Consider the following 15486-nt stretch of genomic DNA (forward strand, 5'->3'; position numbering starts at 1 on the left):
TGCGTAACGGCAGAAAAGAAAAATACCCTCTTGACTACCGTTGCAACAAAGTCATTAACCATTGAAAAACAGCCCTGAAAGGGCGAGATAATTCAGCCCAATGCGAAGCGTTGGGGAAAAAGCAATATCCCCGTTGGGAGGGCTGTAAGCCTGACGTAACCATTGTCGTACATTCGCATATCCATTATTAATGGTAAACGCCGAACAGTGTATCGCGTAATTTGGGATTAACCTTCTCAAGCTGTGTAGCCATCCATATTTGTAAATCGAAACGGATAGCATTTATCTTTGATTTTTGGGCGTACTGTGACCTCGTGAATGGTCAAGTTCCGAGCAGCACCAGCAAAGCGGGGAAATAATCTTTAAGGGCCTGACGGAGGAGCTTAAGGGTTTTCGTGATATGATACTCGATACTTTTGATCGAAAGTCCCAGATCGTCGGCAATTTCGCGGTGACTCCGGTACTCGTATTTGCTGCGGATAAAGATGCGACGCGACTGTTCCGAAAGGGAGTCAAGTGTTTTTTGTATGATGGCCTGTATCTCCTCGGAAAAGAGTTGTTCCGGATTACACGCTTCGAGAGTCGAGATGCGCACACTCAGTTCCCAAGCCTCATGTTCCGAGATAAGTCGTTCCACTTCCTCACGTTTTTGTTCGCGCCTCAGGTGATTGATACATCTGTTCTTTACGATGGTTAGCACATAAGCCGGAATATTCGTTTGATGTGGCAGAGCAGAGCGGTTTTCCCAATAGTACATCAGGCTGTCCATTACGATATCTTCCGCTGTGGCCGTGTCGCGCACATAGGTGTGCGCAAAACGGATGTATCGTTGACGGTAGTCGTGATACAATCGGTCGAAGTCATTTATATCCGTTCTATTTTCCACAGTTCAGGTTAAAGATTCAAACATTCGTACGGGAGAGGAAAGGAGTTGTTTCTCAATTATTTCTCCCTTACGAATACCTGTTTGCCGATCTCATCGTACGAAAAGGAATGGGCGTATTACATCGGAGAGGAGCGCTTCCTGCCTCCTCCTCTCTCCGCCGTTCAGAATGGCAGATCGTCTGCCGGATCGGAAGGGGGTATTTCCGGTGGCGGAAGCGGTTGATCGATCGGTTGCATACCTCCCGATTCGTTGTCCGGCTCCACTCGCCACGCGCGTATATCGTTATACCATCGTCCGTTGTATTCGCGACAGTCGATATCGAACGAAATTTTCAGATCCTGTCCTTCCTGAATGTTAAACTGGTCGATCCGGTCTCCCCACAGGTTGAACATCATTTTCCGCGGATACTGGGCATTCCGGTCGTATTCGATCACATACTCCTGTTTTTTCCATGTTCCGTTCTTTCCTTCGCCCGTCTGAACCGGTTGAACGACGATTATTTTTCCTCTTACTTCCATATCTCTTTCACTTTATGATATTTCTGATCTATAACATTTATCGGCATGAGTCTATCAATACGCTCGTGCGAAAAGAACGCGTTGAGCAGACGGTTTGCCGGTTACCATACATTGTCCGGGCGTTGCGTCGTCGAAAGGAATGCAGCGGATAGTCGCTTTCGTTTCGTTTTTGATGCGCTCTTCCGTTTCGGGTGTGCCGTCCCAGTGAGCCAGGATGAAGTTGCCTTCTTCGAGCTTTTCCTTAAACTGGTCGTACGTATCGACTTTGACCGTGTGCTTCTCACGATGCTCCAACGCTTTCCGGAAAATATTCCTCTGAATTTCTTCAAGCAGATTCTTTACGTGTGCCTCGATTCCTTCGCAGGTAACCGTTTCTTTTTCGAGCGTATCGCGACGCATGACCTCGATCGTGTTGTTTTCGAGATCGCGTCCTCCCATGGCCAGGCGTACCGGCACTCCTTTCAGTTCGTATTCGGCGAATTTCCAGCCGGGTTTCTTCGTGTCACGATCGTCATATTTCACGCTGATGCCTGACGCTTTTAGACCGGCGATGATTTTATTGACCTTCTCACTGATTTGCGCCAGTTGCTCGGCAGAGCGGTAAATCGGTACGATCACGACCTGTATCGGCGCCAGATGTGGTGGCAGCACCAGCCCGTTGTTGTCGGAGTGCGACATGATCAGCGCCCCGATGAGCCGTGTGGAAACACCCCACGAAGTAGCCCACGCATAGTCGGTCTTTCCTTCTTTATCGATGAACGTCACATCGAAAGCCTTCCCGAAATTCTGTCCGAGGAAGTGCGACGTACCGGCTTGTAAAGCCTTCCCGTCTTGCATCATGGCCTCGATGGTGTACGTGTCGACGGCGCCGGCAAACCGTTCGCTTTCGGTCTTCACGCCTTTGATTACGGGCATAGCCATATAGTTTTCGGCAAAATCGGCATAGACATTCTGCATCTTCCGCGCTTCGACTTCGGCCTCTTCGCGTGTGGCGTGCGCCGTATGACCTTCCTGCCAAAGGAACTCGGCCGTACGCAGAAACAGGCGCGTACGCATTTCCCAGCGCATTACGTTCGCCCACTGGTTGATGAGCAGCGGCAGATCGCGGTACGACTGAATCCAGTTTTTATACGTGTTCCAGATGATGGTTTCGGAAGTGGGGCGAATGATGAGTTCTTCCTCGAGGCGGGCGGCCGGATCGACGATCACGCCGCTACCTTCCGGATCGTTCTTCAGACGGTAGTGCGTCACAACGGCGCACTCTTTGGCAAACCCTTCGACGTGGTCGGCTTCGCGGCTCAGAAACGATTTCGGGATCAACAGAGGAAAATAAGCGTTGTGATGTCCCGTTTCCTTAAATTTATCGTCGAGAATACGCTGCATCTTTTCCCAGATTGCATATCCGTAGGGCTTGATGACCATACAGCCGCGCACGGCCGAATTTTCGGCCAGATCGGCTTTTACGACCAAGTCCTGATACCATTGCGAATAATTTTCGTCTTGTGAAGTGAGTTCCTTTAGTTCTTTTGCCATTGTCATTTATTTTCGTTTCTTTTTTTCAATATTGTTCGTTCTCGTTCGGGAAATCGCCTGCTTTAACATCTTCGATGTAAGCGTGAAGCGCTTTCGTCATTTCTTCGTGAAGATTGGCGTAGCGCCGCAGGAAGCGAGGCGAAAAGTTTTGATTGATCCCGAGCATGTCGTGCATCACCAGTACCTGCCCGTCTACGCCGCCACCGGCACCGATGCCGATCACGGGGATTTTCAGCTCGGAAGCTACCTGTGAAGCCAGTGCTGCCGGAATCTTTTCAAGTACCAGCGCAAAACATCCCCATTCTTCGAGCAGATGGGCGTCTTCGAGCAGTTTGCGGGCTTCTTCTTCTTCACGGGCACGGACGGCATAGGTGCCGAATTTGTTGATCGACTGCGGAGTCAGTCCCAAATGTCCCATGATCGGGATGCCGGCGCACAAGATGCGCTGTATGGATTCTTTGATTTCCGATCCGCCTTCCATCTTGATGCAGTCGGCATGTGTCTCTTTCATTACGCGGATGGCTGAGGCGAGCGCCTCTTTCGAATTGCCCTGATACGTCCCGAAAGGCAGATCGACCACGACAAGCGCCCGTTTGACGGCTTTCATCACCGATTTGCCGTGATAAATCATCTGATCGAGGGTAATAGGAAGGGTCGTTACATTCCCTGCCATCACATTCGAGGCCGAATCGCCGACGAGGATCACATCCATGCCTGCCCGGTCGATGATTTGCGCCATCGAATAATCGTAGGCGGTAAGCATCGAAATCTTTTCGCCCCGCTGTTTCATTTCAAAAAGGCGGTGTGTCGTTACCTTACGGTTGTCTTCTGATACTGCTACTGACATCTCCTGAACTTAAAACGTGGCAAAGGTAGTTATTTTTTATTGTAGGAAAAAACGCGATGGACTCTGTTGTAACAAGGTTTTATCTGCGTCCGAAAATCTCCTGCAGTTTCTCTTCCAACCCATGTCCGTTGATATCGGCATACGCCACCCGCCCATCGGGATCGATCAGATAGACGGTCGGGATCCATCGGATGCCGTACTGCCCGGAAATGGTCGTTTCTTTCCATTTTTTTAGTTCACTCACGTGTGTCCACGTAAGTTGATCGTGTTTTACGGCGTTCTCCCAGTTCTCGCGCTTGTCGTCAAACGATACGCCGAGAAACGCGATGTTCTCCTTACCGTATTTCGCGAACAGCGCCACCATTTCGGGGCTCGCCTTCCGGCAGTCGTGACACCATGATGCCCAGAAATCGATCAGTACATAACGCCCCTTGAAATCGGAGAGACTGACCGTTTTACCTTCGACCGACGTCAACGTAAAAGCAGGCGCTTGCGTACCGACTTTTAATAATGCCGAGTTATCCTGGCCATGCACCATTTCAAGGGTCAATGCTGCCAGAAATGAAATCCAAAATATTATTTTCATAATTTCACTGTTTTAAATACGTTTCACTGATTCTTTAAAATCTTTATGCCTTCCTTTTTAAGCTCTTCTTTATCCTTGGTTTTCTTTACTGTGTGATCAGGTTCAATTCCGTAACCGACAAACTCCTTGCCGTTGGCTAAATAGTCTCTTTTCGAACATATCTGAAGCCAGCCCTTCCCGGGAAGTTCGAAGCCGATGGGATTACCTGTTGTTCCAGCTGTTGTTCTCCCGATTAAAACACCTCTTTTTGCATTCAGAAATAAAGATGCAAAGTCTTCTGCAGCAGAATACGTTTTTTCACTGATCAAAACAACGATTGGTTTTGTAAAACGCAGTGATTCACGTACCGGCTGAATCATACTTCCGCTATTGTCCTGCCATTGTGTATTCCATCCCCACGAGGCATAAGCAGGCATATACATCAGTGTTTTCCATCTCGACGACAAAACAGGTTTCTCAATCAGATGGCTGATAACATAATTGGAATATCCGCTGTTGCCCCCCTCGTTTTCCGATATGTCGATAATCAGTTTCGAGGTCTTTCTTATTTCATGATAAAGACTGTCGAATTCACTTTTGAAGCGATCACCCCAAAATCGGTTAATTTTCAGGTAACCCATATTATCATCCAATACCTTAAATTCAAATATTTGTACCGGTTTGTCCAGTTTCTTCAATCTTCTGCTCACTGAAAATTCTTTGTTGTCTTTTGTGCGGATCTTCAATGGTTTGTCGATATGTCCTTTCAGTAGGTTGTGTTCGTAAACCTGTACTTCCATATCCTGCTTTGTGGAATAAAACACGAATGGCTGAATGTACTTCATCGCATATTCATGCACCTCCGTCCCATCTATTGCTACAATTTCCATTCCAACCGAGAGGCCTTGCTGCTCAAGTGTATCGTTCAAGATGCGGCCAATAATCACTTTGCCATCGACCAGTTCCGTAAGAATGGGGGGAGCTACTTCGAAAACTTCTCTAAGTTCCCACGGGATAACGACCCGTGTATGTCCGTCGTTTAGCAATGAACAAAACTCCTGCAATATGCGATAGTATTCGTACGTCGTTTGGGTTTTCAAGACTTTCGGAATAAATGTTTGATATGTCTTGTTCCAATCCAGATCGGGCACCTGATCGAAGAATACAAAATTTTTGTCGGCCTCTTTCCAGACTGTCGACAGACCGTATATCTTCTCTTCCTCCGATAAGCGATCGGTGTTTTCTTGAATTCCTGTTCCGGCCGATGTTAGCATTGTTCCTGCGATCATCAAGCTAAAAGATAAAATGATTTTTTTCATGATGTCAAGTTTATTTTTATGATTAATACTGAAATTCAGACTTGAGTTTATCTTTTTCACTCTTACATACTGTCGTTATTCCGGCCGACAAATATAGGGTAGAAATGCAAAACATCGAAATTTTACCTGATCGTTTTAAAGCTGCGTTGAAATTCAATGCTCATTCGTTATTCATCGGATATGGTTTGTTAAGCAAGGGAATGGAGGGGCGGAGATAAAGACGCTTTTTCTACCGGAAAAATACGTATCTTTGTCGCATGTTCAATTTTTTATTCAAATAGAGAAATGAGTACAGGATTAATTATTACGATTGTCATCATCGTTGTTTTGTTGCTTTTTTTCATGTCGGTGTACAACCGGCTGGTACGTTTCCGCAACAATCGCGAGAATGCGTTTGCCGATATCGATGTGCAGTTGAAACAGCGACATGACCTGATACCGCAGCTGGTCGAAGCCGTTAAAGGCTATATGAAGCATGAAAGTGAAACGTTGACGAAGATCACGCAGGCTCGTACCGCTGCCATGTCGGCACAAAGCATTGATCAGAAGATTGCCGCTGAAAATCAGTTGTCTGCCGCACTGCGGGGGCTGACCGTGTCGGTCGAAGCTTATCCCGACCTGAAAGCCAACGCCAACTTTATGCAGTTGCAGGAAGAGATGGCCGATATCGAAAACAAACTGGCGGCCGTGCGCCGTTACTTCAATTCGGCGACGAAGGAATACAACAATGCCGTCGAAACATTCCCCGCCAATCTTGTGGCCGGTATGTTCGGTTTCCGTCGCGAGACGATGTTCGATCTCGGAAGTCAACGGGCGCAATTGGAAGAAGCACCGAAAATAAACTTCTGATCCGGTGAAGTATCTCGGTATACAGACGCAGCAACGGAGAAACAACATCCGCTCGATGATGATGTTATTGCTTTTCCCTTGCGTCATCCTTTTTTTGACGTGGGTTTTCTTCGTGATTATCCATGTTTTTTTCGTTTCGGATGATGCGGCTGCCGTCTATTCATGGGAAGATTCCTGGCAAATCGCGAACGAATCGTTTCTTAATGCCGCACCGTGGGTGGTGGGAATTTGTTTAGTCTGGTTTCTGATCGCTTATTATTCGAATACATCGATCATCCATGCCGCGACCGGGTCGTATACGCTGGAACGACGGGATAATAAGCGCGTGTATAATTTAGTCGAGAATCTTTGTATGGCTAACGGACTGCCGATGCCGAAAATCAACGTGATCGAAGACTTGTCGATGAATGCCTTTGCCAGCGGATTGAATAAAAAGACGTATACCGTTTCACTTTCGCGCGGAATTATCAACCGCCTGAGCGATGCCGAGCTGGAAGCCGTTATCGCGCACGAGCTGACGCATATCCGCAATCGCGATGTACACGTACTGATCGTTTCCATTGTTTTCGTTGGCATTTTTTCGTTTCTCTCCCGGATGGCTTTGCGTCGTCTGCTGCACGGAAGCTTGCGGAACGGCAAAAACGGAGGAGGACTGGCTATCCTGTTAGTCGTTCTGGTACTGGCTGTCATCGGCTACTTTATTACGATGCTGATGCGTTTTGCCATCTCCCGCAACCGGGAATACGTGGCCGACGCCGGAAGCGCCGAGATGACGAAGAATCCGCTGGCGCTGGCCTCGGCCTTACGTAAAATATCGACCGATCCACTGATCGAAGCTGTCGAACAAAACGATGTGGCGCAACTTTTTATCGAGAACCCAATGAAGAAAAGCGCGTCGTTCGTCAATGAATTATTCGCAACCCATCCGCCCATCGAAAAAAGAATCCGGGTGCTCGAACAGTTCTGATCGTCCCCGAACAATGCACATCAATAGTAATAATATGGAAAAGGAAAGCCCGTTATTAAACGCGCACAATAAGACGGAATACCCTCCGATGCACACGGCCGAACATATCCTGAACCGAACCATGGTGAACCGGTTCGGGTGTCCGCGCTCCCGGAATACGCATATCGAACGCAAAAAATCGAAATGCGACTATCTGCTGTCCTCTGCCCCGACAGACGAACAGATCGCAGAGATCGAACGTTGCGTGAACGCTGTGATCGACCGGCATCTGCCTGTCACGAGCGAGTACATGTCGCACGAAGAAGCGGCGGCGCTTGTCGACCTGAGCAAGCTGCCTGAAGGCGTCTCCGAAACATTGCGCATTGTCCGCATCGGCGACTACGATGCCTGCGCCTGTATCGGACAACACGTATCGAACACCTCCGAAGTCGGCCGTTTTAAAATCATTTCGCACGATTACGAAAACGGACGGCTACGCCTCCGGTTTAAATTGACATGAAGCCGCTTGCAATGGCTGTCGCCACCCGCATCTCCTCCGTTCGCAGACGTAAAAATTATCGGCTGCCGGTTGTCGGTTGGCAATTATTTTATACCTTTGCACATCGCTTGGAGAAACAGGCGGATAAACATTCGCAACATTTAATATTCGATAAATTCAATCATTATGCAGACGATCGATTCCTTTAATTTTGCCGGAAAAAAGGCATTTGTACGGGTAGATTTCAATGTACCCTTAGACGAACAGTTCAACATTACGGACGATACGCGTATCCGTGCTGCCTTACCCACCCTGAAGAAAATACTGAGCGATGGCGGCAGCGTCATCATCGGTTCACATCTGGGACGTCCCAAGGGCGTTACCGATAAATATTCGCTGAAACATATTCTTAAACACGTATCCGGCTTGCTTGGCGTCGATGTACAGTTCGCCCACGACTGTGTTGGCGAAGAAGCCAAACTGAAAGCCTCTTCCCTGCAACCGGGCGAAGTGTTATTGCTCGAAAATCTGCGTTTCTATGCCGAAGAAGAAGGCAAGCCCCGCGGACTGGCCGATGATGCTACCGAACAGGAGAAGGCGGCCGCCAAGAAAGCTGTGAAAGAAAGCCAGAAGAAGTTTACCGAAACGCTGGCGTCTTATGCCGACGTATATGTGAACGACGCCTTCGGTACGGCCCATCGCGCGCATGCTTCAACGGCTTTGATGGCCGCTTATTTCGATGCCGATCATAAGTTGTTCGGCTATCTGATGGAAAAGGAAGTGGCTGCCGTTGAGAAAGTGCTTAACGACATCAACAGACCCTTTACTGCCATTATGGGAGGATCGAAAGTATCGTCCAAGATCGAGGTGATCGAGAATTTGCTCAATAAGGTCGACAACCTGATTATCACCGGCGGAATGACGTATACGTTTATGAAAGCGCTGGGTGGGAAAATCGGAAAATCGATCTGCGAAGACGATAAGTTAGATCTCGCCCTCGAACTGCTGGCCAAAGCCAAAGAGAAAGGCGTCAACCTCGTACTGGCCGAAGACTCGAAAATTGCCGACGATTTCAGCAACGACGCGAAAACAGCGTATGCCGCGAGCAATGAAATCCCCGACGGATGGGAAGGCATGGACATCGGGCCTGAGACGGAGAAGAGATATGCGGAGGTGATCCGCGCTTCCAAAACGATCCTTTGGAACGGTCCGACCGGGGTGTTTGAATTTGAAAACTTTACGCACGGATCGCGCTCGGTAGCCGAAGCGATTGTCGAGGCCACGAAAAACGGCGCTTACTCGCTTATCGGAGGAGGTGACTCGGTGGCATGTATCAATAAATTCGGATTGGCCGACGGAGTGTCATACGTATCGACCGGAGGCGGTGCACTGCTCGAAGCCATCGAAGGAAAAACCCTTCCCGGAATCGAAGCGATCCGCGGGTATTGAAAGGAGATTGACAGCACGGAGGTCGGCCATAACTGCGCACGGCGATGTGTCCTAACGGCCGACTCTCTTCGTTGCTTGCACGGAATCTTCCCTGCTTTTACGACATGAAACGGCAACACGATTTAACGCAGGGAGCGGTCTGGAAAGTTATCTTGACGTTTGCTTTTCCTCTGCTTGTCGGCAATCTTATTCAGCAAGTTTATAACCTTACCGACAGTGTGATCGTCGGGAGTTTTTTGGGCAAGGAGGCGCTGGCAGCCGTTTCGGCTTCGTTTTTCATTTACTATTTCATTATCTCCTTCGTGATCGGTATAGGAAGCGGTATCACAGTCATCGTTTCGCAATATTTCGGGGCGCGTCAGTACGACAAGGTACAGCGTGCTTTTTCATCGTTTTGCGGCTTCACGCTGATTGCCGGTATTTTTCTGTCGGTGTCCGGCATCGTGTTTACCGAAGATTTTTTTCGGCTGACCCGCACGCCTGAAGAGGTCATTCCGCAGGCCGTCCGCTATTTCCGCATCTATGCGGGCGGGACGGTGCTGTTTATTACGTTTCATAGCATGTCGTCCGTTTTGCGGAGTATGGGCGACTCGGCGCGTCCGATGATCTTCGTCCTCATCACCGCTGTGCTGAACATCCTGTTCGATTTGCTTTTTATTATCGGGTTCGGGTGGGAGATTGAAGGAGCTGCTCTTGCGACCGTCGCGGCACAAGGGGTTGGAGTGTGTATTGTATTAGCATACATACACCGGCGTCATCCGTTGCTCTCAATTCGTCGGAAAGATTGGGGCTTCGACGGGAAACTCTTTATGCAGGGGTTGCGTATCGGCATCCCGACGAGCATACAGCAAGTCTCCATCGCCATCGGGTTAGTGGCGCTTCTGGGCATTGTCAACAAGTTCGGTACGGATACGTTGACGGCCTACGGTGCGGCCGGAAAAGTAGATTCGTTCATCACGCAGGCGCTCCTGACCGTTTCCAGCGCTCTGGCTGCGTTTTGCGGACAGAACATCGGTGCGCAGCGATGGGACCGTGTGCGATCAGGTGTGCGCTTTGCCTTAACATTTAATTTGCTGTTTTGCGGTACCGTATTCGTCGCCGTGTATTTCTTCGGAAAAGAGATGATGCGCGCTTTTACACACGATGCCGACGTGATTGCCATCGGTTACGAATATCTCCTGATTCTCGGGAGTTTTCTGGCTGTTCACGGCGCGTTGGGGATCTTCAACGGCGCGATGCGTGGAGCTGGGGATACGCTCTTTGCCATGGTGACAGGTATCGTTACCTTCTGGCTGATCCGTATTCCGTTGGCTTACGGTTTGAGCCATGCGTGGGGACGTGTGGGAATCTGGTGGGCGATTGTATTAAGTATCTCACTCGGATTCGTCGCCACATATATATATTATCATACGGGGCGATGGAAAAAGAGGAGGGTCATTTCCTGACTCCCCCTCTCTCTTCTTATTGAAATGTCATCAGTTTGCTGAGATATTTCCCGATGATGTCAAACTCGAGGTTGACGACCGTTCCCTGCTCGATCTGCCCGAAGTTCGTATAATCGTGCGTATAGGGAATGATGGCTACCTCGAAACGGTTGGTCTGTGAGTTGCAGACGGTCAGACTGACGCCGTTCACGCAGACGGAGCCTTTCTCGACCGTCATGTATCCCTGTTTGGCCATGGCCGGATCAATTTCATATTCAAAGGCGTAGTACCAGCTTCCGTCGGCTTCCGTTACTTGTGTGCAGACTGCCGTCTGATCGACGTGCCCCTGCACGATGTGTCCGTCCAGCCGGCCGTTCATCAGCATGCTGCGCTCCAGATTCACCTTGTCGCCCACCTTGAGCAGCCCGAGGTTTGAACGTTCGAGCGTCTCTTTGATAGCCGTCACGGTGTAGCTTTCCGGCGTTTTCTTCACTACGGTCAGGCACACCCCGTTGTGCGAGATGCTCTGATCGATCTTCAACTCGTCGACAAACGAGCAATGCAGTGTCAGATGCAGGTTGCCCCTGTCCTGCTCCAGCGCAACAACGGTTGCGGCCTCTTCTACGATTCCTGAAAACATAAGGTATGGGATGATTATTTTTGTTGTTCCAACTGCAACGTTTTCGTCGGCTCATCGCATACGCTCGACGGACCGAAGTATTGTATCGGGCCCGGGTAGACATAGTCCGTGCTCAAAGCCCACTCTTCGCGATGTGCGGCATACGCCTTGAACGGAGCGCCTTCGAGTTTGACGAGCGCTTTCTGGATCACCGGTTTCATTTCGCCGTGACGGCGTTCCATGTTCATCATCATCGTCACCGGAATACCGCCGGCAATCCATTTGTCGGCCGGTGCGGTCGTATTGCGTACCGACGACATATAGCCCGTTTTACCCGCATGAATCAGGCAGGCGGCCGCGTATCCGAGCGAGTAGCAATAGTCGGCGTCGTAGTTCGACGGGGCGGCGCAACGCCCTTCGTAACCGAAGAAGTGCATCTGGGTGGCGAACTTGCCGGTATATTTGCCTTCCGCTTTCCATTCGGCCAAACGGTTGCCTACCATCTCGGCCAGCAGCTTCTCGGTTTCGATGAGCGATACCTGTACGTTGCCGTGCGGGTCGCGTTCGAGGGTGAGCTGGCGGGCTACGCCTTCGGGCAGGCTGGCGTACAGCTCGGAGTTCTCTTTCGTCAGCTTCGCGATGATATAGCTGCGCTGCTCGCTCTTCTTGATCATCTTGAACTCCGTTTCATGCTTGGCAAGGAAGTCGTTCAGTTCGGCGATCAGCCGTTTCATGGCCGGAATAAATTCGACCAGTCCTTCGGGGATCAGCACCGTCCCGAAGTTGTTGCCGGCCTCCGAGCGTTTGAGCACAACGGTTGCGATCTGGTTCACGATATCGTCGAGCGTCTGGTTTCTGGCTTCCACTTCTTCCGAGATGATGCAAACGTTCGGGTGCGTTTGCAGGGCGCATTCCAAAGCGATATGCGAGGCCGAGCGTCCCATCAGTTTGATGAAGTGCCAGTATTTGCGCGCCGAATTGCAGTCGCGCTGGATATTTCCGATTACTTCCGAATAGACCTTGCATGCCGTATCGAAGCCGAACGACGTTTCTACCTGCTCGTTTTTCAAATCGCCGTCGATCGTTTTCGGGCAGCCGATCACCTGCACGCCGGCTCCGATCGATTTGTAATATTCCGCCAATACGCAGGCATTCGTATTCGAGTCGTCGCCGCCGATAATCACGAGCGCCTTAATGTCGAGCTTTTTCAGAATCTCCAGCCCTTTGTCGAACTGTTCTTTCTGTTCCAGCTTTGTACGTCCCGAGCCGATCATGTCGAATCCTCCCGTATTACGGTATTCGTCGATGATACCCGCCGTCAGTTCCATATATTTATGCTCGATCAGACCGCCCGGCCCGAGGATGAATCCGTACAGGCGAGAATCTTTGTTTCCCGATTTCAGTCCGTCGAACAGTCCGGCAATCACGTTGTGGCCGCCCGGCGCCTGTCCTCCCGACAAAATCACGCCGACGTTGATCGGCGGCATCGTTTTCTTTTCGTTGCTTTTCTCAAAAGTCACAACGGGCATGCCATACGTGTTCGGGAACAGTTTCTTGATCTCTTCCTGATTGGCTACCGATTCGGTGTACTCGCCGTCTACGGCCTTTACGGCTCCTCGCAGGGCGGTGGGCATCTTGGGAACATAGTGTGCCCGCTCAATTTGTAATGCGCTCTTTGTCATGATGTATTGTTTTTTTTATAAATATTTTTGTCTCTTGTTTTTGCGTCCGCAAAGATAATATTTTTCCGCGAACCTCATACCGCACCGCCCGGCCTTTTTCGCATCGTTTATCCGTGTATGTCCTTATTTTTAATGATTAACGGTTTAAACTACTTCCTTTAGTTATATTTAACTGTAGAAATTAGTTTCGTAACTAAATTATCTCGTTATTTGCAGTCGTAATTTGAACAGGAGGATAGACGTATGCAAAAGTTAACAGCAAAAGAAGAAGAATTGATGCTCTTTTTTTGGGAAAGAGGAGCGTTGTTTGTCAGGGAAATACTCGATTTTTATCCAAATCCGAAGCCCCATTTCAATACCCTTTCGACCATTGTCCGGGGGTTGGAAGAAAAAGGGTTTCTGGCGCATAAGACGTTCGGGAATACCTATCAGTACTACGCCGTCATCAGTAAGGAGGAGCACCGGCGCGGCACGTTACGGAGTGTCATCCGTAAATATTTCGATAATTCGTATTTGCACGCCGTTTCGTCGCTTGTGCAGAGCGAAAATATCTCTGTCGAAGAATTGAAGGCTTTGATCCGCGAAGTGGAAAAAAACTCACCGCCTGCAGGCGATAAATCTTGATGTGTCATGGGAGCATTCTTTTCTTATTCGCTGCAATCGGCGTTATGTCTGGCGATATTCTATTTGTTTTACACCGTGGTGCTAAGCCGTGAAACGTTTCATCGGCTCAATCGCTGCATGTTGCTTTTCATCATGGCGCTGTCGTGGATAATACCGTTATTCGCCGGTGCGTTGTCGTTCCGTACAGGTGTGGAAGTTGTCCCGGAAATGCTCGTTGAGCAGCCGCTCGCAACTCTTACCGCGGGAGGCGCCGCGGCCTCATTGGATCTGTCTGTCTGGCAGTCTGTCTTTGTGCCGGTCTTTACGTTATATCTCGTCGGCATCGCCTATTGCGTACTTTATCAGGCTTTGTCTTACTTACGGTTATGGCGATTGCTCTCTAAAGGGAAACACGCGGCGTTGGATAACGATATCCGGCTGATTTTGCATACCGACACGAGCATGGCTCCGTTCAGTTGGATGAAGTATATTGTGCTTTCCGAAGATGATTATGCCGAAGACGGCGCCGCGATCATCGCGCACGAAACAGCGCATATCCGCCTCCACCACTCGTGGGATCTGATGGCTGCACATGTTTTCGTTATCCTGCAATGGTTCAACCCCTTCGCATGGCTGCTGTACCGCGACTTGCGGAATACGCACGAATATGAGGCCGACAAATCCGTCCTCGACGAAGGGTTCGAAGCGCAACATTATCAATTATTGCTTATAAAAAAAGCCGTCGGCACACGACTCTACTCCATGGCCAACGGCTATAATCACAGTAATAACCTCAAAAAACGTATCACTATGATGTTACAAAAAAAATCGAATGCATGGGCACGGTTGAAGTACGCGCTTGTACTCCCGTTGGCAGCTACGACGGTTGTTGCCTTCGCCCGCCCGGAAATCTCCCGTCCGTTCGACGAGATTTCGAGTGTCAAAGTTAGCTATTTTGCTCCGACCGCCCAACCCGTCGAAGCAAAAAGTGTAGAAAAAGTCGTTGTTCCGCCTCGACAGGAAGTGGCCGTACCCGTTGAAACGGTAGCGAAAACGCCCATTCCTGCAGAAGCGAAAACGCCTGCCGCTAAACCTAAGCCTGCGCCGACAACGCCCGAAGATACCGTGGTGTTTATGGTGGTGGAGGAAATGCCTGAATTTCAGGGCGGAATGAGTGAGATGATGAAATATATTGCTCAGAATATCAAGTATCCGGTCAAAGCCATTGAGAAAAAAATGGAAGGACGGGTTGTCGTCTCGTTTGTTGTAAGCTGCGATGGAAGCCTTCGGGATTTTCAGGTTGTAAGAAGTGTTGATCCGGATTTGGATGCGGAAGCGATCAGGGTGATCAAATCGATGCCGAACTGGAAACCCGGGAAGCAGAGAGGAAAAAATGTGTCAGTAAAATATACTCTTCCGATTAATTTCAGTCTTTCGGCGAAAAAAGACTCGCTTCAAACGAAATAAGGTTTCGTTTGTTTCAAGAAGTGATAGGAGCCGCCTCGCAACGTTGGGATTGCGGGGCGGCCTTTTCTTTGTGGATATCCATATTCTCTGATGGTTACATGTGGACTCTGTATGTTTGATTTGAAAGAAAATTTTTCTATTGTGTTAAAAATAATAAATTAACATCTTTGTGTTTGTTTGTAATATATCTTTGTAAAAAAATAAATAATGTTTCGGAATTTTATTCTTCGTTTTCAGGATGAAGCCGGTTCTCAAGGGAATAATCGAAGGGTATGATACC

General features: G+C 49.2%; 15 protein-coding genes. 7 read left to right on the forward strand and 8 right to left on the reverse strand.

Features of this window, described 5'->3' with window-relative positions:
- Positions 1 to 322: 322 nt before the first annotated feature.
- The 6 genes from ACTTKA_RS02380 to ACTTKA_RS02405 form a co-directional block, all read right to left on the reverse strand.
- Positions 323 to 886, reverse strand: coding sequence for an RNA polymerase sigma-70 factor (locus ACTTKA_RS02380; RefSeq protein WP_442723824.1), 564 nt, complete (start codon positions 884 to 886; stop codon positions 323 to 325).
- A gap of 161 nt (positions 887 to 1047) precedes the next feature.
- Positions 1048 to 1404: a DUF3127 domain-containing protein gene (locus ACTTKA_RS02385; protein WP_046825637.1), complete on the reverse strand. Its 357-nt coding sequence runs from the start codon at positions 1402 to 1404 to the stop codon at positions 1048 to 1050.
- Between the two features lie 54 nt (positions 1405 to 1458).
- Positions 1459 to 2937 carry a proline--tRNA ligase gene (gene proS / locus ACTTKA_RS02390; RefSeq protein ID WP_442723825.1) on the reverse strand — a complete coding sequence of 493 codons (1479 nt, stop codon included), beginning with the start codon at positions 2935 to 2937 and terminating at the stop codon, positions 1459 to 1461.
- Positions 2938 to 2962: 25 nt separating this feature from the next.
- Complete coding sequence (gene panB, locus ACTTKA_RS02395; RefSeq protein WP_014223690.1) at positions 2963 to 3784, reverse strand: 3-methyl-2-oxobutanoate hydroxymethyltransferase; 822 nt, start codon at positions 3782 to 3784, stop codon at positions 2963 to 2965.
- 79 nt (positions 3785 to 3863) lie between these two features.
- A complete protein-coding gene (locus ACTTKA_RS02400) occupies positions 3864 to 4370 on the reverse strand; it encodes a peroxiredoxin family protein (RefSeq protein WP_442723826.1) in 507 nt (168 codons plus the stop codon).
- 23 nt (positions 4371 to 4393) lie between these two features.
- Positions 4394 to 5668, reverse strand: a complete 1275-nt coding sequence (locus ACTTKA_RS02405; protein ID WP_442723827.1) for a S41 family peptidase — start codon at positions 5666 to 5668, stop codon at positions 4394 to 4396.
- Between the two features lie 285 nt (positions 5669 to 5953).
- On the opposite strand from ACTTKA_RS02405, the gene ACTTKA_RS02410 reads away from it, so the two are divergent.
- The 5 genes from ACTTKA_RS02410 to ACTTKA_RS02430 all read left to right on the forward strand — a co-directional run bounded on the left by ACTTKA_RS02410 (position 5954) and on the right by ACTTKA_RS02430 (position 10856).
- Positions 5954 to 6517: a LemA family protein gene (locus tag ACTTKA_RS02410; RefSeq protein WP_442723828.1), complete on the forward strand. Its 564-nt coding sequence runs from the start codon at positions 5954 to 5956 to the stop codon at positions 6515 to 6517.
- A gap of 4 nt (positions 6518 to 6521) precedes the next feature.
- Positions 6522 to 7484 (forward strand): M48 family metallopeptidase, encoded by a 963-nt coding sequence (locus ACTTKA_RS02415; RefSeq protein ID WP_442723829.1) that lies wholly within the window; start codon positions 6522 to 6524, stop codon positions 7482 to 7484.
- Between the two features lie 34 nt (positions 7485 to 7518).
- Entirely contained in the window at positions 7519 to 7983 is a 465-nt protein-coding gene (locus ACTTKA_RS02420; RefSeq protein ID WP_442723830.1) for a hypothetical protein, read from the forward strand.
- 165 nt (positions 7984 to 8148) lie between these two features.
- Positions 8149 to 9411, forward strand: a complete 1263-nt coding sequence (locus ACTTKA_RS02425) for a phosphoglycerate kinase (RefSeq protein ID WP_442723831.1) — start codon at positions 8149 to 8151, stop codon at positions 9409 to 9411.
- Positions 9412 to 9515: 104 nt separating this feature from the next.
- Complete coding sequence (locus tag ACTTKA_RS02430) at positions 9516 to 10856, forward strand: MATE family efflux transporter (protein WP_442723832.1); 1341 nt, start codon at positions 9516 to 9518, stop codon at positions 10854 to 10856.
- A gap of 16 nt (positions 10857 to 10872) precedes the next feature.
- Here ACTTKA_RS02430 and ACTTKA_RS02435 read toward each other — a convergent pair whose 3' ends face one another.
- Positions 10873 to 11475 (reverse strand): riboflavin synthase, encoded by a 603-nt coding sequence (locus ACTTKA_RS02435; protein WP_014223698.1) that lies wholly within the window; start codon positions 11473 to 11475, stop codon positions 10873 to 10875.
- A gap of 14 nt (positions 11476 to 11489) precedes the next feature.
- On the reverse strand, positions 11490 to 13136 hold the full coding sequence (locus tag ACTTKA_RS02440) for a diphosphate--fructose-6-phosphate 1-phosphotransferase (protein ID WP_442723833.1): 1647 nt from the start codon (positions 13134 to 13136) through the stop codon (positions 11490 to 11492).
- Positions 13137 to 13379: 243 nt separating this feature from the next.
- Between ACTTKA_RS02440 and ACTTKA_RS02445 the strand changes: the two genes are divergently transcribed.
- Together ACTTKA_RS02445 and ACTTKA_RS02450 are read left to right on the forward strand one after the other, a co-directional pair.
- Positions 13380 to 13760 (forward strand): BlaI/MecI/CopY family transcriptional regulator, encoded by a 381-nt coding sequence (locus ACTTKA_RS02445; protein ID WP_074451347.1) that lies wholly within the window; start codon positions 13380 to 13382, stop codon positions 13758 to 13760.
- A 6-nt stretch (positions 13761 to 13766) separates the two neighbouring features.
- Positions 13767 to 15206 carry a M56 family metallopeptidase gene (locus ACTTKA_RS02450; protein ID WP_097531358.1) on the forward strand — a complete coding sequence of 480 codons (1440 nt, stop codon included), beginning with the start codon at positions 13767 to 13769 and terminating at the stop codon, positions 15204 to 15206.
- Positions 15207 to 15486 lie beyond the last annotated feature (280 nt).

The sequence above is a fragment of the Tannerella sp. genome, assembly GCF_052170195.1.
Taxonomy (GTDB): Bacteria; Bacteroidota; Bacteroidia; order Bacteroidales; family Tannerellaceae; genus Tannerella.